This window comes from Providencia sp. PROV272 (genome assembly GCF_049901975.1).
In the GTDB taxonomy this organism is placed as follows: Bacteria; Pseudomonadota; Gammaproteobacteria; order Enterobacterales; family Enterobacteriaceae; genus Providencia; species Providencia stuartii.
In genome coordinates this window covers 1-20,267 of record NZ_CP096293.1, presented here as the reverse complement: position 1 = coordinate 20,267, position 20,267 = coordinate 1, and the positions used below count along the sequence as shown (strand labels likewise).

General features: G+C 45.6%; 21 protein-coding genes and 2 pseudogenes. 12 read left to right on the top strand and 11 right to left on the bottom strand.

Annotated features, from left to right (window positions below):
* Window positions 1–201: 201 nt before the first annotated feature.
* The 7 genes from umuC to M1E93_RS19995 all read left to right on the top strand — a co-directional run bounded on the left by umuC (window position 202) and on the right by M1E93_RS19995 (window position 5,281).
* Window positions 202–1,374: a translesion error-prone DNA polymerase V subunit UmuC gene (gene umuC, locus M1E93_RS20025; RefSeq protein ID WP_172688765.1), complete on the top strand. Its 1,173-nt coding sequence runs from the start codon at window positions 202–204 to the stop codon at window positions 1,372–1,374.
* Window positions 1,375–1,725: 351 nt separating this feature from the next.
* On the top strand, window positions 1,726–2,772 hold the full coding sequence (locus M1E93_RS20020; RefSeq protein WP_096864997.1) for a ParB/RepB/Spo0J family partition protein: 1,047 nt from the start codon (window positions 1,726–1,728) through the stop codon (window positions 2,770–2,772).
* Between the two features lie 2 nt (window positions 2,773–2,774).
* Window positions 2,775–3,119, top strand: a complete 345-nt coding sequence (locus M1E93_RS20015) for a single-stranded DNA-binding protein (RefSeq protein ID WP_023159966.1) — start codon at window positions 2,775–2,777, stop codon at window positions 3,117–3,119.
* The gene (locus M1E93_RS20010) at window positions 3,112–3,534 is read left to right on the top strand and encodes a hypothetical protein (RefSeq protein WP_172688766.1); all 423 of its coding nucleotides are present in this window, start codon (window positions 3,112–3,114) and stop codon (window positions 3,532–3,534) included. Before M1E93_RS20015 ends, M1E93_RS20010 begins: the two co-directional genes overlap by 8 nt.
* 8 nt (window positions 3,535–3,542) lie before the next feature.
* The gene (locus tag M1E93_RS20005; RefSeq protein WP_096864995.1) at window positions 3,543–3,935 is read left to right on the top strand and encodes a hypothetical protein; all 393 of its coding nucleotides are present in this window, start codon (window positions 3,543–3,545) and stop codon (window positions 3,933–3,935) included.
* Between the two features lie 279 nt (window positions 3,936–4,214).
* Window positions 4,215–4,694, top strand: coding sequence for an Hcp family type VI secretion system effector (locus M1E93_RS20000; protein WP_048821772.1), 480 nt, complete (start codon window positions 4,215–4,217; stop codon window positions 4,692–4,694).
* Between the two features lie 8 nt (window positions 4,695–4,702).
* On the top strand, window positions 4,703–5,281 hold the full coding sequence (locus M1E93_RS19995; RefSeq protein ID WP_048822182.1) for a hypothetical protein: 579 nt from the start codon (window positions 4,703–4,705) through the stop codon (window positions 5,279–5,281).
* Between the two features lie 521 nt (window positions 5,282–5,802).
* Here M1E93_RS19995 and M1E93_RS19990 read toward each other — a convergent pair.
* Together M1E93_RS19990 and M1E93_RS19985 are read right to left on the bottom strand one after the other, a co-directional pair.
* Window positions 5,803–6,116, bottom strand: a pseudogene (locus M1E93_RS19990) (Tn3 family transposase); the annotation flags it as partial.
* 26 nt (window positions 6,117–6,142) lie between these two features.
* On the bottom strand, window positions 6,143–6,895 hold the full coding sequence (locus M1E93_RS19985) for an alpha/beta hydrolase family protein (RefSeq protein WP_212710221.1): 753 nt from the start codon (window positions 6,893–6,895) through the stop codon (window positions 6,143–6,145).
* Window positions 6,896–7,135: 240 nt separating this feature from the next.
* On the opposite strand from M1E93_RS19985, the gene M1E93_RS19980 reads away from it, so the two are divergent.
* Together M1E93_RS19980 and M1E93_RS19975 are read left to right on the top strand one after the other, a co-directional pair.
* On the top strand, window positions 7,136–8,005 hold the full coding sequence (locus M1E93_RS19980; protein ID WP_001567390.1) for a DMT family transporter: 870 nt from the start codon (window positions 7,136–7,138) through the stop codon (window positions 8,003–8,005).
* 133 nt (window positions 8,006–8,138) lie between these two features.
* Window positions 8,139–9,362 carry a MalY/PatB family protein gene (locus M1E93_RS19975; RefSeq protein WP_023287190.1) on the top strand — a complete coding sequence of 408 codons (1,224 nt, stop codon included), beginning with the start codon at window positions 8,139–8,141 and terminating at the stop codon, window positions 9,360–9,362.
* Window positions 9,363–9,547: 185 nt separating this feature from the next.
* Here M1E93_RS19975 and M1E93_RS19970 read toward each other — a convergent pair whose 3' ends face one another.
* The 3 genes from M1E93_RS19970 to M1E93_RS19960 form a co-directional block, all read right to left on the bottom strand.
* Window positions 9,548–10,321, bottom strand: a complete 774-nt coding sequence (locus M1E93_RS19970) for an SDR family NAD(P)-dependent oxidoreductase (RefSeq protein WP_004729618.1) — start codon at window positions 10,319–10,321, stop codon at window positions 9,548–9,550.
* A 65-nt stretch (window positions 10,322–10,386) separates the two neighbouring features.
* Window positions 10,387–11,088, bottom strand: a complete 702-nt coding sequence (locus M1E93_RS19965) for a DsbA family oxidoreductase (RefSeq protein WP_001194072.1) — start codon at window positions 11,086–11,088, stop codon at window positions 10,387–10,389.
* A gap of 65 nt (window positions 11,089–11,153) precedes the next feature.
* Window positions 11,154–12,260 (bottom strand): alkene reductase, encoded by a 1,107-nt coding sequence (locus M1E93_RS19960; protein WP_006687059.1) that lies wholly within the window; start codon window positions 12,258–12,260, stop codon window positions 11,154–11,156.
* A gap of 213 nt (window positions 12,261–12,473) precedes the next feature.
* Here M1E93_RS19960 and M1E93_RS19955 point away from each other — a divergent pair, with 213 nt between their 5' ends.
* The gene (locus M1E93_RS19955) at window positions 12,474–12,803 is read left to right on the top strand and encodes a thioredoxin family protein (RefSeq protein ID WP_002431133.1); all 330 of its coding nucleotides are present in this window, start codon (window positions 12,474–12,476) and stop codon (window positions 12,801–12,803) included.
* Between the two features lie 29 nt (window positions 12,804–12,832).
* On the opposite strand, the gene M1E93_RS19950 is transcribed toward M1E93_RS19955, so the two are convergent.
* The 4 genes and pseudogenes from M1E93_RS19950 to M1E93_RS19935 form a co-directional block, all read right to left on the bottom strand.
* Window positions 12,833–13,171, bottom strand: a complete 339-nt coding sequence (locus M1E93_RS19950; RefSeq protein WP_000888080.1) for a carboxymuconolactone decarboxylase family protein — start codon at window positions 13,169–13,171, stop codon at window positions 12,833–12,835.
* A gap of 4 nt (window positions 13,172–13,175) precedes the next feature.
* Window positions 13,176–13,757 carry a TetR/AcrR family transcriptional regulator gene (locus M1E93_RS19945; protein ID WP_250690689.1) on the bottom strand — a complete coding sequence of 194 codons (582 nt, stop codon included), beginning with the start codon at window positions 13,755–13,757 and terminating at the stop codon, window positions 13,176–13,178.
* 141 nt (window positions 13,758–13,898) lie between these two features.
* Complete coding sequence (locus tag M1E93_RS19940) at window positions 13,899–14,456, bottom strand: OsmC family protein (protein ID WP_000108589.1); 558 nt, start codon at window positions 14,454–14,456, stop codon at window positions 13,899–13,901.
* 184 nt (window positions 14,457–14,640) lie between these two features.
* Window positions 14,641–15,224, bottom strand: a pseudogene (locus M1E93_RS19935) (recombinase family protein).
* A gap of 159 nt (window positions 15,225–15,383) precedes the next feature.
* Between M1E93_RS19935 and M1E93_RS19930 the strand changes: the two are divergent.
* Both M1E93_RS19930 and M1E93_RS19925 read left to right on the top strand, forming a co-directional pair.
* A complete protein-coding gene (locus tag M1E93_RS19930) occupies window positions 15,384–18,368 on the top strand; it encodes a Tn3 family transposase (protein ID WP_341993923.1) in 2,985 nt (994 codons plus the stop codon).
* 330 nt (window positions 18,369–18,698) lie between these two features.
* On the top strand, window positions 18,699–19,067 hold the full coding sequence (locus M1E93_RS19925; RefSeq protein WP_096864994.1) for a hypothetical protein: 369 nt from the start codon (window positions 18,699–18,701) through the stop codon (window positions 19,065–19,067).
* 97 nt (window positions 19,068–19,164) lie between these two features.
* Here M1E93_RS19925 and M1E93_RS19920 read toward each other — a convergent pair whose 3' ends face one another.
* Both M1E93_RS19920 and M1E93_RS19915 read right to left on the bottom strand, forming a co-directional pair.
* A complete protein-coding gene (locus M1E93_RS19920; protein ID WP_096864993.1) occupies window positions 19,165–19,392 on the bottom strand; it encodes a plasmid partition protein ParG in 228 nt (75 codons plus the stop codon).
* Between the two features lie 108 nt (window positions 19,393–19,500).
* Window positions 19,501–20,124: an AAA family ATPase gene (locus M1E93_RS19915; RefSeq protein WP_023159958.1), complete on the bottom strand. Its 624-nt coding sequence runs from the start codon at window positions 20,122–20,124 to the stop codon at window positions 19,501–19,503.
* Between the last annotated feature and the right edge of the window lie 143 nt (window positions 20,125–20,267).

The window sequence follows — 20,267 nt, the reverse complement described above, 5'->3', positions numbered from 1 at the left end:
GACTACGAACCAATCTGGCATGCGAGACTGAGAAGTTTTAGACATTAATGTTATGCCACACTTAATTGTTGAGAATTAATGAGCCCCATATTAAAAAATTCTCAACTTATTGCTTCATATCGGTGAGAATTACACAAATCAGGCTACAGGCTTTGTTCAGAAAGGTTTTTCATAACATTTTAGGGTGTAAAACGTGTAACGGTGAATAATGATGGTTGTGTCATTGCACGTTCCAAGGAAGTGAAGTTGCTTGGGATCAAAATGGGGGCTCTATACTTTGAGATTCAGTCACTGGTCAAAAAGCATGACATTCAGGTTTTTAGTAGTAATTACACTCTTTATGCTGACATCAGCAACCGCGTAATGGACACACTATCAGGTTTTGCCCCACGAGTAGAAACATATAGTATTGACGAACAATTCCTTGATATGACCGGTATGCTTAGAAATTTCCCGTTAGAAGATTACGGTCGCAAGATACAACAACGAATTTTGCAGATAGCTCATGTACCGGTCGGTGTTGGTTTTGCTCAAACTAAAACACTGGCTAAACTGGCAAACCATGCTGCTAAAACATGGACCAAAACAGGCGGTGTAGTCGATTTGAGTGCTACTTCACGCCAGAAACGGCTCATGTCCCTTGTGCCTGTTAATGAAGTATGGGGTGTGGGTAGAAAAATAAGTAACCGGCTAAATGCTATGGGGATAGTTACAGCGCTTGATTTGGCTAGGGCTGAAACAACCATGATCCGTAAAACATTCGGTGTGGTTGTAGAACGCACTGTGAGAGAGCTGAACGGTGAATCTTGCATCGAGCTTGAAGAAGTAGCAAAAACTAAAGAGCAAATCATTTGTTCACGTTCATTTGGAAAAAAAATTGAGCTCTATGAGCATATGCATCAGGCTATCTGCGAGTATTCAGAGAGAGCAGCAGAGAAACTTCGAGCTGAAAAACGAGTCTGTTCCTTTGTTTCTGTTTTTATCCAAACCAGCCATTACGCCAGCGGACCTCAATACTACAACCACCGTTCTGAACGGTTAGAATATCCAAGTGCTGATACAAGAGACATAATCAATGCAGCAGTGCGTCTGTTAAAGACCATCTGGAAATCGGGAGTTAAATATCACAAAGCTGGCATCATGCTCACTGATTTTTCTGATCCATCAGTTACTCAACTTAATTTATTTTCTGATAGTAAACCCTACAAAGGAAGTGAACAATTGATGAAAACCTTGGACCAGATAAATAATCGAGGTGTTAGCAAAATATGGTTCGCTGGAAAGGGAATGGACACAAACTGGCGCATGAAGCGAGAAATGCTTTCACCGGCATACACTACGAGAATTTCAGATCTTCCCGTAGTGAAGATTTAGAGGAAATCCACCAGCGTATTCAGCAGGATTCACCGCAATCCTACAATTGCTTCAACCAGTATACCTAAATTGAGAATGTCTTTCGTTTAGAATTATATTCATATTTCTGAACATTATTAAGATAATGAAACAATCATTATCAATTTATGATTGTTGCGATATGTCATTGATATGATTATCTTTAACACTTTTACCCTCTGGAGTTGTGCGCCTTTATCTAATTGATAACAATGCACATAAATCGAAATGATGCCGTTTTCCTTATGTAACTAAGGAAAATAGAAAATCCTGTGTGATAGCCTTACGTCGAATAAAAATAATACCTAGTTACACAATGACAAGGCGAGGACTATGAATACTAACGCAGCAATTTCAACGAATAGCAGTCAACAAAATTCGAATATGAGCAAGGTACTTCTCAATGACCTACCCTACCCTACTCTGAAGAAAAATACTGAAGCGCACAATATCTCAACATTACGCAAAATGTCTGATGCATTTGAGGAAAAGGTGTGTTCGCGTGGTGATATTTATCGCGTTAACGTTGAGTTACTGTACGTACAGGAAGGTTTCAATCTTCGGGAGATTGATACTGAACATGCTGGACGAATCAAGAATTCGTATGTATCAGGTGTTTATGTTCCACCTATCGTTGTGAAAGTTATAACGGTTGATAATCTGCCACGCTTACAGATTATTGATGGACACCACAGATATTGCGCTCTACGCATGGCAATGGAAGAAGGATGCACGATTAAGGGCGTATACGTCACGGAGTTCTCAGGCAGTCAGCAACTTGAGATCGTCAATATGCTGACATCTTCAGAAGGAAAACCTTTAGCTCCGTTAGAAAAAGCTGATGGTTTCCATCGTTTACTTAGTATGGGATGGGATAAAAAGGAAGTTGCGCGATATACGAATACAAGTGTTGTTACGATCAACAGATTATTACGCTTGTTCCGAGCAGATTACAGAATCACTGATCTTGTCAGGAAGAACCTGATTACTTCTGATTTAGCTATAGAAATACTGCTTGAGTGTGAAGAAACTAATCAAGAGGCATATGATGTGATCATTGCCGGATTGCAAAAGGCAACTGATAGCGGCAAAAATAAAGTTACGCGGAAATTTGTACCTTCAGCGAAGAAAGTACCTTTTTCAAAAAAAGAAATACATTCTGTGTTTTCACAATTAAGTGAAATCCGCACAACAATTCACGACAAAGTTGCTGATATTCAAGAAAATGATGAAACAGTGACGGTCGAAATGCCAGTAACAATTGTGACCCTGCTTAATGATGTACTTCAGAAATTTGCGAATGATGAATCAGCCGCATCTAATGATGATGAGAACGAACCGCACGAAACCGAATCTAACACTGAAGCGATTCAGGCTTAACTATGGAATTACTTAACAAGGTCCAACTGATCGCAAGATTAGGTTCGTCCCCGAAAGATAATCTGAAGTATTCAGAACGTAACGGTGAGGCTATGACCTACTTCTCTGTTGCAATTAACCGGCATGACTCGAAAGGAAACCCGATTACAGATTGGTTTAACATTAGTGCATACGGAAAAATTGCAGAAATAGCAGCTAATTTTGGTCAGAAAGGACAACTTGTTTACATCGAAGCAAGGCTACAACCGACTAATAATTCCTGTTCTATAATAATGAATTACCAGACAGGTGTGTTTAGAGTATTACCTAATAGTAAAAATACAAATGCTGGAGAGCAGAATGGCTAAGGCAGACCAAATTTCAAATTGTAACGTTAAAAGTCCTAATTATGTGATGGCTGAAATGAAACGAGATCAAACAGTTCTAAACTATGCCCTATTTAAAGCGCGTGAGAAGCTACACGAGCTCAAACACCTAATGAATACGTCACAGTGCAGTGAAAGTGAAATTATGCGCTATAACGGGGTTCTGGAGATGCTGGATAGCATATTTTCATCAGATGAAAAGGAACGTCAGGACTTATATCACTCTATGATCATGTCTGGTGTACAAATCATGTCCGGTAAGTTAAGTGGTGAGAACCAACAAGCCGTGTTAGAAGCAACGACACCAGATCAATTGTATGAGGTTTTAAAAGCTTCGGAAACTGAGGTGTGGACTGAGTTGCAACTACTATGTGAACAGCAGAACAACCTAAACTAAGAATAAAAATGAAACTTACAATATCCTTACCTTTCATACTGATAACTTCACTGATCGCAGTGCCAGCATTGGGTAATGGTTATTCTGCAATGGAAGGGATTGAAGGACAGCGATATTCTGATTTAGAGAAATACAAAGCCAACTGTCCGGCTTGTATGAGTGTTGTTCAAAACATTATAGATATCCGCTATCGGGCATGTGCACAATCAGTCACGGTAGATGATGTGATAATTAGGGACCCATTATATGGCTATTTGAATAGTATGAAATTTATGCTAAATAATGATTTGTATAATCAAGTATTGTCTATCGTTATTAATGAGAAGGACTGTATTGATAGCTTAAATTGGCTTGAACGAGCCAACTTAAAAATTGAATCATTGGTAAATAAGCCAATTTAGTAAGTGTAAGCCCATAACTCCCAGCGGTACAATATCGTTAACAGTCGCCATTTTTCTTCATTAGCATTGTTTACGAACCTTTGCGTAACAAATAACGCCGTATAGCGGCGTTATCACCAAAATATGAATTTATTGTATATGTCAGATAACATCTCAACAACAATTTAGTTAAGAACAAAAAGTAGTCGATTTTGATTCAACGTGACAGCTATCCCTATTGCAAATTTTAGGAAAAAATGCATTAATCAAGGTAAATTTAACATATGGAAAGGAATATCTATGTCAGAAATGATTTACTTAACGCTAAAGGGAAACAAGCAAGGGCTTATCTCTGCGGGTTGTTCGAGCTATGATTCAATTGGTAATAAATATCAAGATGGTCATAAAGATCAGATACTTGTCTACTCAACAACCTATGATCTAGCACGAAAACAAAATGTATCTCACGCGCCATTCATCTTGATAAAAGCCGATGACAAATCCTCCCCCCTTCTGTTAACTGCAATGTCAAATAATGAGATTTTAGAGTGCCTTTTTGAATATTATCGCGTAGATAAAAGCGGGGTAATGATTCCTTACAAAAAGATTTTGCTTACTAAAGCATCCATCATCCGTCTTACAAATGAGTCACCGAACTCATTGACTGAAAATGAAATGCAACCATTTGAAAAAGTTTCAATAATATACGAAAGTATTACTTGCACACATAATACTGCTAACACTTCAGGATATAGCATCAGAAATGAATCAGTCATGTAGGTATGACAATGAAAATAAATGATGTGTACTTTAATAGATTCAACGTTCCCATCGTAAGTTCACCAGACCCTTACCGTGATTCATTAATAGATGATCCAGTTAAAATCTTTATAGTTGTTAATTACAATTGGGGGATTGGGCATACAGGTATAGTGGTTGGAGAAGGTGAAGATGCACTTTTGTATGACCCATCAGGGGGATACTCTGAGTGCCCTTCCAGAGAGTGCTATAATAATATTGAAGAATTACGAGCGCCACGTAGTTCAGGTGAATTTTTCCAATATCCTGAGTTTAATTGGGATGATTACCTTTCTTTTCAATTATGGGATGGTCCAGACGTTCAGATAATTGAATTTGTAGTGCCTAGAGTTCAAGCAGAAAAAATAAAAGAGTTAATATTTGAACATGGCGGAGCTGGATGGGCTATGTGTTCAGAAACAGTGTTTTATATACTTAAAGACAGTGGCGGTATATTTAACTCTTTGGATAAAAAGATTTTCTTCCGCGAAGATCCTTGGAATTTCAGAGAGAAATTAATTGACCTACATTACCCAAAACGCGGGGGGGTCATTTCAGGTGCTTATTAAATCTAATTTTTTTATCCCGTTAATATCACTGTTTATAAGCATTGTTCTTTTTTACTTAGAAACGGTGCATGAATACTTTTTTAAACTTTACCCCCATTCTGTAAATTCTAAAATAGTTATTGAAATACAGAAATTGCTATCATATTCATTTTTTTGTTATCTAATTCTTCTTACATTGGCAACGACATTTTTCATTAAAAATGTTAAATTTAACAAAAAACACCGTTTTATCTTATACTTTGTAATACCCTACATAATTAATATTATTGTTTGGTATTTTAATGGATATCAAGCTATTAATTACAGAAATAATTCAGTAATGATATCTGATTTTTTATTTACGTCTTATATCTTACACTTCGTTTTTGTAATTCCTATCATTGCATACATACTGGATTACACTTTTAGTTTTAAAATACAAAAGTGAATACAATCTCACTACATCTAAATCAAAAATCCCTCAACCAGGGGTCCGCTTGGAAAACGGAAATTATCCCACGCTAAGACTATATTTTGTACAGCAGTGGAGAAGGATGAGAGACCAGCAGTTCATTAACAGGGACTCCTTTTTGCTTAAGCGGCTCAATGGTTCTTTCTATATAAACCGTATTCCAGAGTGTTATCGCCGCCGTATGTAGTGTCAGCGCCGGTGGCGTGGTAACGCTGATCCTCTCACCCCCAGATCCCTGATTTCATTCAGCCGGTGCATGAAGGATGCTCGCCCAAGGGCCTCACCCTTATTCAGCCCCACCTGTATGCATCGGCCTAAGCCTTTATCGCAAAATCAGTCCAGCATAAACAGCGTCCGATCTCTGCAGAAAATCGCCCTCTGCGCTACGAGTTTGAACGCATTTACTCTGTTTATAGGTAACATTCGCTCCACGATATAATGATATCGGCAACGTATTCAGCATCCTGAGTATGAGTCAGAAGGTGATCCGCCTTACCCAACGAAATGAAACTCTTGGGATGCTTTGCTGCTTTGAATATTTTTTCGGCCTGCTCAATTAACACAGTATCATCTTCAGTCGCATGAAAAATAAGCAGAGGCTTGTTCATGGCGAACACCTTATGAGCGATTTTGTGTTCCTGAATATTGTCCAGCATCTGTTTCTTTAAGGTAAATACCCGCCCGGCCAGCTCAACGGGATAGGCTCCATGCTGGTTAATGTTTTCAACATCATCCTTAAAAAGACGTTTTACGTGTGTCAGTTCTCCGGGTGATCCTATGGTGACAACGGCCTTTGCCTCAGGAACTTCGCCGGCAATAGACAGAATGGCCGATCCCCCCAGGCTATGGCCGATGAGCAAAGAAGGCGCTTCGTACTGTCGGCGGAGATAATCTACCGCGCAAAGCAGGTCCGAAATATTGGATGAGAAGTTGGTGTTGGAAAAATCCCCTTCGCTGTTTCCCAGACCAGTAAAATCAAACCGGAGAACGGCGATAGCATTCTCTGTCAGTTTCCGCGCAATACGCGCCGCGCCTTTGAGGTCTTTGCCACACGTAAAACAATGAGCTAACAGCGCAAACGCTTTAGGATTTTCAGGAAGTTCAAGCAATCCGGCCAGTTCTTCACCAGCCGCATTTTTGAACGTAAATTTTAGTTTTTTCATAGGATATTCCAGGTCTTAAACTGATTTCATATGTTTGATCGCAGGGAAAAATAATCTTCTGCTCTGCATCTGGCATTACGCGTTTTCCTTCCTCTACTGGGGATGTGAAACAGAATTCATTCCGAATGCCTGTCCTCACCTTCCAGTTTGAAAGCTGATTATTGCTTCCTGTTCGGTGATCACTTACGCTATGCTACCAACTAGATGGTAGTTTACAAGAATTTTATGAGGTCTCACTGAATGGCCAATTGCGCGCTCATTCTTAAAATATCCCTGGCAATGCTGGCATTTGCTGCAAACTCTATTCTGTGCCGTCTGGCCCTGCAGGGAGGCCACATTGATCCCCTTTCATTCAGCAGCCTCAGGCTGGCCAGTGGTGCACTCGTCCTGTCACCTTTCTTGTTTTATCACGCAAAAACTACATTATCGCTGTGGCGTCCGCTGAGCGGATTTTACCTCATGGTGTACGCAGTGCTCTTCTCTGTCGCCTATATCCATCTCGATACCGGGGCAGGTGCGCTGTTACTTTTTGGTGCCGTACAGTTTGCGATGGTGATCCACGGATTATTTAAAGGGGAATCACTCTCCGTTATGCGGGCTTGCGGTTTAGTTATTGCTCTGGCAGGAATTGCTGCCCTGCTGTTACCCGGGGCGAAGGCACCGCCGCTTTACAGTGCACTTATGATGATCGTTGCCGGATTAGCCTGGGCCGCCTATTCCGTCAGGGGGAGGGCGGGCCAGGCGGCCGGGGCTTCAACGGCGGCAAATTTTGTACTCGCCACGCCGATGGCTCTCGCTCTTTCGTTGCTGTTTATGAAGCAGGGTCACTATGATGCTGCGGGCATTGCTTTGTCATTGCTGTCCGGTGCCGCCGCCTCAGCCGGTGCATATGTATTGTGGTATACCCTTTTACCCTCTCTCGGCTCTATCACCGCCAGTACCCTTCAGCTCAGCGTTCCCTGTCTGGCAATGCTAGGGGGTGTGGTATTCCTGGATGAATCACTGACGGTCAGAACGATATTTTCTGCCCTGGCGGTGCTGACTGGCATTGTGATGGTGACACGCGAGAAATCCCCCCGTCAGTCGATGACAAAGGCGAGAGAACCTTAATAACGCAATTAATTCATGCAGTTGTGATGATTCTCTTATGTTAATCACACGAGCCAGTTTTCCCGCTCCGGCATCAGACTGACAGTAATACTGAGGTCGACGTTTCTGACTACACCTAAGGCAGGTTTATGAAATGAAATATGATTTTGATGAGTACGTAAGCAGAGAGAAAACAGACAGTCTCACCGTGGACGGCTGGCGGGAATACCTGTTTTCGGGACAGTCCGAATTTGCAATGCGGTATCCGGCAGAAGGGCTAATCAACCTCTGGGTTGCTGACATGGCTTTTGCCACACCAGAGCCGATTCTTCAGGCCATCAGAGACCGTCTGGATAGAAAAATACTCGGCTACACTAAAATCTACGACGAAGAATACTATGAGATCTTTGGCAGCTGGTGTGAGCGACAATATGGTCACCGTTTCAAAACGGAAGACATTGTGCTGTCTCCGGGCATTATTCCCGCGCTGAACCGTCTCGTCCCGCTTCTGACCGACATGGATGACAGTATTCTTATTATGACGCCTTCATATGGCCCGTTTAAAAAGGCGGGTGAATACAGTCAGCGTCGCGTGGTGTACTCGGCGTTAAAAAAATCAGCAGGCGGCTGGGAACCTGACTGGGAAGACTTTGCACGCAAAGCCAGTCAGGCCGATTTACGTGTGAAAATTCTTTTCCTGTGTAATCCGCATAACCCGACCGGACGAGTCTGGCGGCCTGATGAACTTAAGCGGATTATTGAAATTTGCCTGGCCAATGACATCTGGGTGATATCTGACGAAATTCACTGCGACCTGTCCCGAAGCGGTATCGGTCATACACCGGCCGCCTCTCTTTTCCCTGATTCTACACGCATTATTACCTGCATGTCCTCGAGTAAAACATTCAATCTGGCCGGGAATTTGTTGGCAAATATTATTATTCCGGATCCCGGTGTCAGAAGCGAGTGGCGTCTCAGACACGACGAGTTCATCTCTCCACTGAGCCTGGCAGCAAACAAAGCGGCGTGGAGTGAATGTGATGACTGGCTTGTCCATCTGAGGGAATATATTGACGGCAATTTCCAGTACCTGCACGACTATCTCAAAAGCTATTTACCCGAAACCAGGTTCTCGATCCCCGAAGGGACATATCTGGCCTGGATAGATATTAGCCGCTACCTGCCCGACACCGCAGGTGAGGATTTATCGCTGTATTTTGCCCGGGAGTCAGGGGTCCTTCTTGAAGGGGGCTTGCTGTTTGTCGACAATGGGGACGGATATATCCGGTTAAATCTGGCCTGCCCACGGAGTATGCTGACAGCAGGGATGAAAAGAATTTCACAGGTACTGCGGATACCGGCTCCTCATCGTGTATAACCCCTTTCTCTCTGGCCGTTTTGTCCTGTCAGGATGTCGTCAGAACCCGGCATAACACCCTGTGCCGGGAACACAAAAGGCACGGATGAACAGGTCGTGAATATTCTTAGTGAAGCCTGCTGATGACATGTCTGGCGACAAAAAAATGCCGCCCTTAAGGGGCGGCTTATGCCAGCGTCACGGGGTTATCGTCTGACCGCCATGATGCCCGCATCGACATCCCAGATAGCGCCCGTCACCCATGAGGTTTTGTCAGACAACAGGAAGAGAATAGTGTTTGCCACATCTTCGGCAGTTCCGACGCGTCCCAGCGGGTGGAAATCGTTCAGCGACTTCATAGCATCTGCGATATCCGCTTTGTCCATGAAGCCTTCGTATATCGGCGTATGAACAATCCCGGGAGACACCGCGTTGACACGAATACCCGCGCTGGCCAGCTCAATCGCCAGATTACGCGTCAGGGCATGCAGACCCGCTTTTGCCATTGAATAGGCCGAGGCCGGCGAGTCACCCAGTGCAGCCTGAGCACCAATCGAACCGACGTTGACGATAGACCCTTCGAGCTTCGCGGCGAGCATGTTCTTCACGACATCCTGTGTAATAAAGAACGTGGCTCGGTTCAGCGAAAGATACATGTCATAATCGGCAAAGCTGTGCTCGGTAAATCCTTTGGGCATGAAGATACCGGCGGCATTCACCATCAGGCTGATATCGCGATGGTGAGCATTAATTTCCTGACGGATAGTTTCCATACCTTCTTCGGTCATCAGGTTCGCCGCGATGACCGCAACCGGTCCCAGAGGGCTCAGTTCTTTTTGCACCGCTTCGGCTTTGTCTTTTTTATTCCCGGTCAGCACGACACTGCCGCCCGCTTCCAGTACCATGCGTGCCACGGCCAGGCCCATGCCGCTGGTACCGCCGACGACGAGCAGTTTTTTACCTTTGAAAAAAGTGTTCATTTTCTGACTCCATTACTGGTGGGTAAGACGTTGCCGGCAGCGTGAAACTGCCGGCGGTTGACGGATTAAATACTGCAGCCATCCGTTCCGCAGGTCTGACCCGCAGTGGCTGAAAATTCGGTTTGCTGTTCATCCCAGACCTGACGCAGGGCATTCAAAAAGTTATCTGCTGCCTGAGCCCCGCTGATGGCATATTTTTCGTTCATCACAAAAACCGGAACGCCGCTGAGGCCAATAGACTGTGCGTGGGCTTCATCGTCGGAAACGGTGGCGCGAAAATCGTCATTTTCCAGGGCGGCTTCAGCGTCAGCTTTCGGCATACCGGCTTCTACGGCCATGGCAACGAGCTGCTGACGGTCAAAGAGAGAGCGACCTTCGGTGATACTGCCATGATAAAAACGTTCTTCCACCGCGTCCGCAATTCCGGCCTTACGCGCGGCAACCAGCAGGGTGTGTGCATCTTCTGTATCACCAAACATCATGCCGTCGAAGTTGTAGATCAGACCTTCAGATTTACCGGCGGTGCCCACCTGATTCATCATCAGCTCCGCTGAATGCTGACTGCCCAGCTTTTTAACGATGGCATCCTTAAAAGGCATCGCGGGAGTACCACCGGCCAGACGGTAGCTGTGATGGCGGATCACCACCTGGTCGCGAAATTCAAAGCGATTCAGACCCTGTTCAAATCTTTTTTTAGCAATCCAGCACCACGGGCAGACCAAATCTGACCAGATATCGATGGTAAGGGTGGGTTTCAGCGTTTGCATAATGATTCCTCAAAGACGTTGGGCGGTCGGATCTCACTTATCAGAGAACCGCGACCGTATGGGATTTATTGCGCCTGCCAGACCGGGTAATCGGTATAGCCTTTTTCCGGGGAACCACTGACGCCGTAGTAGGTGGCGCGGTCACTTTCTGCCAGTGGCCAGCCGTTTTGCATTCTTTCAACCAGATCCGGGTTAGCGATGTAGGGCACACCAAATGCCACCAGATCCAGCTCATCATCTTCCAGAGCCTGCTCTGCGATATCACGGGTAAAACCGCCGGCAGCGATGATGGTGCCTTTAAACGTGTTGCGAAAACGGCGGCGGAAGCCTTCCGGAAGTGGCGCTTTGGTGTACACCGGCTGATAGTAAAGGTGTACGTAGGCCAGTTCCCGCTGACCGAGCGCGTCGGTGATGGCTGACCAGGTTTGCTCTTCACCTTCATACGGCGCGAGGTCATAAATGCGGCCGAACGGTGACAGGCGCACGGCAACGTGGCTGTTACCCACGGCTTCCGCCACGGCGTCAATGGTCTCCAGCAGGAAACGCTGACGATTTTCCACCGAGCCGCCGTATTCGTCGGTGCGGGTGTTCAGTTCGCTACTGAGGAACTGGTCAAAGATGAATCCGTTTGCCGCCATGATTTCCACGCCGTCAAAGCCGGCTTCCATCGCCAGGCGTGCGGAGTGCACGAAGTCTGCAGTGATGCGTTTAACTTCATGCGTTTCCAGCGCGCGTGGCTGGCTTGGTACAACCGGGCCCGGTTCTCCGGATTCGGTCAGCGCAAAAACGGTGGTATTGACCGCCTGAACGGTGCCCGCTGAAACCGGCGCTATGTGGCCTGGCTGAAGAGAGACGTGAGACATACGGCCGACGTGCCAGAGCTGCGCGAAAATACGGCCACCTTTGGCGTGAACCGCTTGTGTCACCTTACGCCAGCCCTGGACGTGTTCGTCGTTGTAGATACCAGGGGTATAAAGGTAACCCCGGCCTTCTTCTGAAACCGGCATCCCTTCGGTGATGAGCAGGCCAGCAGAAGCACGCTGTGCATAGTACAAAGCCACGACCTCATCCGGCACGTCATTCATGGTGCGGGTGCGGGTCATCGGTGCCATGACTACACGGTTTTTTAACGCCAGGCCAGACAGATTGTAGGGGGTGAAAAGCTTACTCATCGTATACCTCACAAAAAACAAAAAGGAGTATCCCGGCAGGGATTTGCACAGCCCGGCAGTATCATCGACTGGACGTCGCGCACTGGAGTTGCATAAACATCTGATGGGTGGCAATATACCAACCATCTAGTAGGTAGGTCAATGGGTGTGTCGTATTTTTTTGTCATAACGCAGCCATTTCTGAATTGTCACTCATTTTGCGAGGTCATCACCATGCGTACATTAACAGCTTATAACGAAGATAATTTCCGCCAGATAGAGCAGTACAAAGGAATATCGGTGGTACGTTTCTCTGCACCCTGGTGTCCGCCCTGTCAGGCCAGCGAAGAAATGTTCAGTCAGTTTGCAGACCGGCTCGATAGAGATATTCAGGTGGGGAAAGTCAATGTAGATCAGGCGCCGGTGCTGACAACCAAATACGAGATCTGGGGGCTGCCGTCTGTGCTGATATTTCATGAAGGGCAATTAGTTAAACGCATACCGGGTGTGAAACCTGCATCGGTATATGCTCAGGCTATTGCGGACATAAAAAAAGGGCAGTAATGCCCTTTTAACGTGGAATTTATTAATGCTTAACCGCGTGCCTGACCGACGGCATCCAGAGTGCGGGCTGAATAAATGACCGCCGCGCCAGCGTTGAGGTTAATCGCCACGCCCAGCGCTTCAGCAATTTCAGCGTCGGTTGCACCGGCTTTCACAGCGGCGTCGGCGTGAAAAGCAATACAGCCGTCGCAGCGGGTTGTGACTGCGCACGCCAGGGCAATGAGTTCACGCACTTTTGCGCCCAAAAGGTCAGTTTTGTTACCTGCGTTGCCCAGGGCAACCACGCCTTTCATGGTCTCGGGGGTCAGTTTGCCCAACTCGCCTAAACGTTGCATTAACTCTGAGCGATAGTTGTTCCAGTCCAGCATAGTGTCATTCTCCTGAATGAGGGGTATTAAGAAGCAGTTTTATATACTTAAGGCTGTTGGCGAAGACTTCGGGTCTGGCCGTTGCATGCGCCACTACGCTTGAGCCTTCACAGACATTAATGATCATCAAAGCAATATCTGATGGTTCGGCATGGGATGAAAACTCACCTGACTCCATGCCCGCCCTGACGACTTTTGTGAGCCACTCGATTTGCATATCGAAATAAAGTGATGTCTGTACAGTAATTGCCTGAGGCAGATTGGCGGTCTCTGCTGACAACGCACAACACAGTGGCAGTAGCGAAGCTTTATGGCTTTGCGCGAAGATATCGATGTAAGCCGCAATTCTTCTATCCGCGCTTTTCTCAGTCGCCTCTATCTGCTCAAATACGCGTTGTGTATCAGAGAACGCCTGTATTACCACCTGCTCACCCAGAATATCTTTGGTCGGGAAATGGTGATGAATACTGGCCTTGGTGATACCCACTATTTTTGATAAATCAGCATAGCTGAATGCTGAATACCCTTTTTCGCGCATCAGGTGTTCTGCTTCGCTGAGCAGCCGTTCCCGTGTCATGGTTGTCATAATTACTCCATATAATCTACTAGTTGATAGATTATATTGTTGCTATTTTTCCGTAGCAAGTTGTATCACTGACTCAGTATCGTGCAGAGCTGAACGTCACTGCCATCCTGCATTCTGAATGGCAGCATTACATCTCTGACATCACGCCAGGCGTGTAATCATTTCAACCGGATTAGCCAGAGTATCGTGGATTGGCGAATTCTTTTGCATTTCGCTGACCAGCGCTTCTAACTCCTCGCGACTGGCGGTCTTGCTCGTAAGGTGAACATCGACGCGAATAGATTTCGCACCTTTACGCACGTTGCTGTCCAGCCCAAGGAAGCCGTTGAGGTTGATATCGAAATTAAGATCCAGCTCGATACCGTCCAGGTCGATCCCTTTTTCAGCAGCCATCATGGTAAGGGTGGCGGTATAACAGCCAGCCAGCGCCTGCATGATGTATTCAGTCGGGCTCATGCCGGTATCGGTGCCGAGTAAACCTGCGGGTTCATCACCGATATTAGAAAATTTCCCCACACGGCTGGTATCGATAACGCCGTTCTGGATTGTGGCGCCGGTCTCTGTGCGAACGGTTAATCCGCCGCTGGAACGGGCTTTCATCTGGAAAGTCAGGTTACCCAGGCCAGGCTGGCTGCGAACTGCTTCACGGGTATTGTGGATCGCAGCTGCGTCTGCAGAAGGTTTAACGGTAGTAGACATAATGGCTCCTGTAATTTCTTGATAAAAGGTATAGCTGGTGTAATCAGTACCAACCATCTAGTTGGTAGATTAATATCGCGAACCTCTTTTGTCTACTCTTTTATAAAAAATAGGGGGAAAAGAACCCAGCAGGCTGTTTTATTTCATAATAACCATTTGATTTTTTTATAATCTTCCCAGCCGCTCACTCTTGCAGCAATCCAGCCTTTACCCGAAGGATAGTCTGGCGGGTGGTATTAAATTCCCGGGCAATAGCACTGATACTGATGCCAGCATTTAGGCGCTCTGTCACTGTTTGCTTTTGTTCCTCGCTCAGGATGGGGGGCGACCGAAGCGTTTTCCAGCCGCTTTTGCCCTCGCAATACCTGAATACGTTCGCTCAAGCAGCAAATCCCGCTCAAACTCCGCTACAGCAGAAATTACCTGCATAGTCATTTTTCCGGCCGGACTGGTCAAGTCAACGCCTCCGAGTGCGAGACAATGAACGCGAATATCTAAAGCCGCCAGTTGCTCTACTGTTTTTCGGATATCCATCGCATTACGACCCAGACGGTCAAGTTTGGTGACAATCAGTACATCCCCATTTTCCATGCGATCTAGCAACCGGATAAATCCGGGGCGTTCGCTGGCAGCAACCGAGCCACTGATATGCTCCTCAATAAGTCGTTGGGATCTGATGGCAAAACCCGCCGCTTCAATTTCACGACGCTGGTTTTCTGTGGTCTGTTCCAGAGTTGAGACCCTGCAGTAGGCAAAAACACGTGACATGGGAAACTTTCCGTACGAAATGGATGTCCGAATTATAACGTGTGTCCGAAATTAATTTCACTAAGTTTCGGACATGTGCTGTAAGTGGTGTACGAAACCTACCGGTTTCGGTCACAGCGAACAAATAACAGATGAAAACTATACGCGAGGGAGGCATTTATGCCACGGCGACAGATACTGAGCAGCGAAGAGCAGGAACGCTTACTGGTTATACCAGATGATGAAATTATTCTGACCCGAATGTGTTTTCTGAACGAACCGGATATTGCGCTCATTAATAAGCACCGAAGGCCAGCGAATCGCCTGGGCTTTGCTGTATTACTCTGTTATCTGCGTGGACCTGGATTTATTCCGGACAAAAGCAGTGCTCCTCACAATGGCGTTGTATCCAGGGTTGCTTCCCGACTGAAACTTCAGCCTGATTTATGGCCGGAATATGCATCCAGAGAGCAAACCCGCTGGGAACATCTGACCGAACTTTATCGCTACCTGGAACTATCCCCGTTCAGCCGGTCAATGCAAAAAGACTGTATCCGTCATCTGCACCCCTATGCCATGCGAACTGACAAAGGATTTATGCTGGCGGAAGAAATGCTCAGCTGGCTACATAACAATAATGTTATTTTCCCTTCTGTTGAAGTGATCGAACGGACGCTTGCCGAAGTCGTCACGCTCGCTAACAGATCGGTATTTTCGACACTTACCGCGCAACTGGAAAAGCAGCATAAATCAGCACTCGACAGCCTGCTCATATCAGAGGGTGAACAACCTTCCCGTCTGGCATGGCTGCTACAGCCTCCGGGTAAAATAAACGGTAAAAATGTGCTGCAACATATCGACCGGCTTAATTCCATCGCTGCGCTGGGGTTGCCTGATGGTATTGCACTTTCCGTTCACCAGAACAGGTTGCTTAAACTGGCGCGTGAGGGCCGGAAAATGAGCAGCAGGGACCTGGCAAAATTCACCGATGTCAGACGTTACGCTACGCTGGTTTGTATAATAACAGAGGCCAGGGCCACCCTGACTGACGAAGTGATTGATCTGCACGAGCGTATCCTGGGTAGTCTGTTCAGCAGGGCAAAACGCACGCAGGCCGAACGGCTCCAGCAAACGGGAAAGCTTATTCAGAGCAAGCTGAAGCAGTACGTTACCGTCGGGCAGGCGTTACTTAACGCCAGAGAATCCGGGGAAGATCCCTGGACTGCAATAGAAGATGTCCTTCCCTGGCAGGAATTCATCAACAGCGTGGAAGAAACGCGGTTTCTTTCCCGTAAGGGCAATTTCGACGCGCTTCATCTGATCACCGAAAAATACAGTACGTTGCGTAAATATGCCCCGCGTATGCTGTCAGCATTGCAGTTCATGGCGACACCTGCGGCGCAGGCGCTCAGCGATGCGCTGGACACCATAACGGAAATGTACCGTAAACAACTTCGTAAAGTGCCGCCATCAGCGCCAACAGGGTTTATCCCTGAAAGCTGGCGAAAACTGGTGCTCACGCCTTCAGGCATCGACCGCAAGTACTACGAGTTTTGCGTACTGAATGAACTCAAGGGTGCATTACGTTCCGGTGATATCTGGGTAAAAGGATCGCGCCGCTACAAAAATTTTGATGATTATCTCATCCCGACTGCTGAGTTTGAGAAATCCCGACATAATGACCAGTTACAGTTGGCCGTTCAGACCGATAGCCAGGCATACCTTCAGGCCCGTATGACTCTTCTTGCATCTCGGCTGGAAGAAGTTAACGCGATGGCGCTTGCCGGTGATTTGCCCGATGTAGATATCTCAGATAAAGGCGTAAAAATCACTCCTCTGGAGAACAGCGTTCCTTCAGGTGTTTCGCCCTTTGCAGATTTGGTCTATGGCATGCTTCCCCATCCGAAAATTACGGAGATACTGGAAGAAGTTGATAGCTGGACGGGATTTACGCGTCACTTCGCGCACCTCAAAAATAATAACGTCAGACCAAAAGATGGAAGACTGTTGCTGACCACCATTCTGGCTGACGGCATCAACCTTGGGCTGACAAAAATGGCGGAATCCTGCCCTGGGGCCACAAGATCGTCACTCGAAGGTATTCAGGCATGGTACATCAGGGATGAAACTTATTCAGCGGCACTGGCCGAGCTGGTCAACGCACAGAAAGAGCGGCCTCAGGCCGCATTCTGGGGCGACGGGACAACATCGTCGTCAGACGGGCAGAACTTTCGGGTAGGCAGTCACGGACGTTATGCCGGTCAGGTCAATCTTAAATATGGTCAGGAGCCGGGCGTGCAGATTTATACGCATATCTCAGACCAATACAGCCCGTTCTACGCCAAAGTGATCAGCCGGGTGCGCGACTCAACCCACGTGCTTGATGGCCTGCTGTACCATGAAAGCGATCTGGAAATTACCGAGCATTACACCGATACCGCAGGCTTCACTGAACATGTTTTCGCCCTGATGCACCTGCTGGGATTCGCTTTTGCGCCAAGGATCCGTGATCTTCATGACAAGCGGCTGTTTATTCATGGAAAGGCCGAGCGCTATCCGGGGCTTCAGTCTGTCATATCAACAACCTGCCTGAATATCAAAGACATTGAGTCGCACTGGGATGAGGTATTGCGCCTGGCAACCTCGATTAAGCAGGGGACAGTCACCGCATCACTGATGATGAAAAAGTTAGCCAGTTACCCAAAACAGAATGGACTTGCCAAAGCGCTGAGAGAGATTGGCCGCATCGAACGGACACTATTTATGCTGGACTGGTTCCGTGATCCCGGTCTGCGCCGACGCGTGCAGGCGGGGCTGAATAAGGGTGAGGCCCGTAATGCCCTTGCGCGAGCGGTCTTTTTGCACCGTCTGGGTGAAATAAGGGATCGTGGGCTGGAGAATCAGAGTTATCGCGCCAGCGGGCTGACATTACTGACAGCAGCGATCACGTTGTGGAACACGGTATATATAGAAAGAGCTATTGAGTCACTAAAACGAAAGGGTATCCCGATAAATGAGCAACTGGTCTCTCATCTTTCTCCCCTGGGCTGGGAACATATCAATCTGAGTGGAGATTACGTCTGGCGTAATAATCTTAAGCTGGGATCCGGAAAATACCGCTCATTACGTACAGTCGATACCGCTTTGTACAAAAAACAGTCTTAGCGTGGGATAATTTCCGTTTTCCAAGCGGACCCCAACCACACCAATAAAAAAAAACGCCACAATGTGGCGTTATAACCCTAGTGTTGGTACTTATTATAATCATATAACGTATGGCAAAAACAATTATACACATTAACACCTATGTGTATATGTGTTAATGTGTATTTGTGTGGAGTTAATCACAAAAACACGTATGTGTTTATGTGTGTTTACACGAGTGAGGATGTTTTAGGTTTTATAGACAATAAGCCTAATATCTAGGTGAAGATTAAATTACACAAACAATAATGAAAGGCAAAAACACTGCCAGTTAGAGTAGAGGACCGGATCATGTTTGTTTTTAAAGAAGATACGTTCCAACGGAACCCCAGTAATCCATGTCCAGATAATGAATTCAATAGTGACGTGATTGATTTTATAAAGGAAATAAGAAAGTTTTATCCTGAGTTAGAACATTGGAGCAATACCGGTGTACTGTTTGCTTGGGAAGGATATCTGCAAGATGTATACGCGGTCGGTTGGACTGAATTGGTACGCAAGAGAGAGAACGGCTTTCTCGCATACTGCTACATATCGCAGTTACGACCATGCTTTGATTTTGGTGGAACAGGGACATACAACACTGAAGTTTGGGATCTTGGAGAGCAAGAGCCGTGGAAAAAACAACTATTGCCAAAACTACCAGATTGGCTCGAATAATTGAGCATGAGGCACTTTTGTTTTGAATGTTACCTAGTGAAATTGAGATAAAAGTACAATAAAAAGGGATGAAATATCATCCCTATAAAACCACTACCTATTCATTTTCCTTTAGCCACTGATGAACATAATCTGATATTACATCTTTCATTGTGGTGTTTCGTTTGACACATGCAGCTTTGAATCGAATTTGAGTATCTTCGTCAAGATCTACATTAATGCGTTTGGTTTTTGTACTTTTATCAAGAATTTTATCTAAGTCTCTGTTTTCACCGAATTTCATTTTCTGTGAATTTGCTGATTCGTTAACTTTTTTAAGTGCCATAAAGTATCTCTTTTAATTTCAAAACACATATGCGCTTATGTGTTTTAGAGCATATGTGTAGATACACGTTAGTGTTAATGTGTTAATGTGTTAATGTGTGAATACACGTTATGACTCAAAAATAGTCAAAATTTCTCTGGTTAGTATTTCTATCTCGCCTTTTGCATTTCCATCATTAGTTTCAAAAATACTCTTACCATCTAGAATAGATTTGATATAGCTCTGCCGTTGAGAAATAGCTGTTTTGAAAGAAGGCAAGCCAGTATCTTTGAGGTTGTCTTTTAATACTTGCAACATAGTTGTTTGGTCAATTTTACGAGTAATCAGAAATCTAGCTTCTACTTTACGGCTGTATGCTTGAGCTTCGAGGACCGATGTAACACTACCGGCTGCGGAAAAATCAAGAGGGCTTGGCGAGACTGGAATTATAACTAGATCACTAACCATAACTGCTGCTGATGTAATGACAGAAAGTGAACCAGCTCCATCTACAATGACAAAATCATAATCACTTAGATCTTTACGGATGCTATAAACGTCTTTCTCACTGGCGGCGGTGAAAACATCATAATCACAGTTCCCTTCTTTAGACCAGTTAGATAGGCTCATTTGAGGATCTGTATCTACAACTGCTAATGAATAACCTGCTTTCTGCATAGCAGTAGCAACATTTATGACGGTGGTTGTTTTTCCAGAGCCGCCTTTCGGATTTAAAAAAGAAATTACTTTCACTGGAAAACCTCATATGTTTGTTTGTGTTTTTTTCATTATCTAAGGAAGCCAAAAAATAATCAATGTGTATTTGTGTTAATGTGTATTTAAGCAAAAACACATTAAATCATAAGGAAAACATACCTAACCTGTGAAATCAGTTA

What these genes read in the sequence shown, in the direction of transcription:
- M1E93_RS19980 (WP_001567390.1), top strand. Translation starts at nt 7,136, where the DNA reads ATGGCCAATTGCGCGCTCATTCTTAAAATATCCCTGGCAATGCTGGCA.
- M1E93_RS19995 (WP_048822182.1), top strand. Translation starts at nt 4,703, where the DNA reads ATGAAAATAAATGATGTGTACTTTAATAGATTCAACGTTCCCATCGTA.
- M1E93_RS19960 (WP_006687059.1), bottom strand. Translation starts at nt 12,260, where the DNA reads ATGAGTAAGCTTTTCACCCCCTACAATCTGTCTGGCCTGGCGTTAAAA.
- M1E93_RS19930 (WP_341993923.1), top strand. Translation starts at nt 15,384, where the DNA reads ATGCCACGGCGACAGATACTGAGCAGCGAAGAGCAGGAACGCTTACTG.
- M1E93_RS19925 (WP_096864994.1), top strand. Translation starts at nt 18,699, where the DNA reads ATGTTTGTTTTTAAAGAAGATACGTTCCAACGGAACCCCAGTAATCCA.
- M1E93_RS20020 (WP_096864997.1), top strand. Translation starts at nt 1,726, where the DNA reads ATGAATACTAACGCAGCAATTTCAACGAATAGCAGTCAACAAAATTCG.
- M1E93_RS19965 (WP_001194072.1), bottom strand. Translation starts at nt 11,088, where the DNA reads ATGCAAACGCTGAAACCCACCCTTACCATCGATATCTGGTCAGATTTG.
- M1E93_RS19940 (WP_000108589.1), bottom strand. Translation starts at nt 14,456, where the DNA reads ATGTCTACTACCGTTAAACCTTCTGCAGACGCAGCTGCGATCCACAAT.
- M1E93_RS19950 (WP_000888080.1), bottom strand. Translation starts at nt 13,171, where the DNA reads ATGCTGGACTGGAACAACTATCGCTCAGAGTTAATGCAACGTTTAGGC.
- M1E93_RS19955 (WP_002431133.1), top strand. Translation starts at nt 12,474, where the DNA reads ATGCGTACATTAACAGCTTATAACGAAGATAATTTCCGCCAGATAGAG.
- M1E93_RS20015 (WP_023159966.1), top strand. Translation starts at nt 2,775, where the DNA reads ATGGAATTACTTAACAAGGTCCAACTGATCGCAAGATTAGGTTCGTCC.
- M1E93_RS19920 (WP_096864993.1), bottom strand. Translation starts at nt 19,392, where the DNA reads ATGGCACTTAAAAAAGTTAACGAATCAGCAAATTCACAGAAAATGAAA.
- M1E93_RS20010 (WP_172688766.1), top strand. Translation starts at nt 3,112, where the DNA reads ATGGCTAAGGCAGACCAAATTTCAAATTGTAACGTTAAAAGTCCTAAT.
- M1E93_RS20005 (WP_096864995.1), top strand. Translation starts at nt 3,543, where the DNA reads ATGAAACTTACAATATCCTTACCTTTCATACTGATAACTTCACTGATC.
- M1E93_RS20000 (WP_048821772.1), top strand. Translation starts at nt 4,215, where the DNA reads ATGTCAGAAATGATTTACTTAACGCTAAAGGGAAACAAGCAAGGGCTT.
- M1E93_RS19945 (WP_250690689.1), bottom strand. Translation starts at nt 13,757, where the DNA reads ATGACAACCATGACACGGGAACGGCTGCTCAGCGAAGCAGAACACCTG.
- M1E93_RS19970 (WP_004729618.1), bottom strand. Translation starts at nt 10,321, where the DNA reads ATGAACACTTTTTTCAAAGGTAAAAAACTGCTCGTCGTCGGCGGTACC.
- M1E93_RS19975 (WP_023287190.1), top strand. Translation starts at nt 8,139, where the DNA reads ATGAAATATGATTTTGATGAGTACGTAAGCAGAGAGAAAACAGACAGT.
- M1E93_RS19985 (WP_212710221.1), bottom strand. Translation starts at nt 6,895, where the DNA reads ATGAAAAAACTAAAATTTACGTTCAAAAATGCGGCTGGTGAAGAACTG.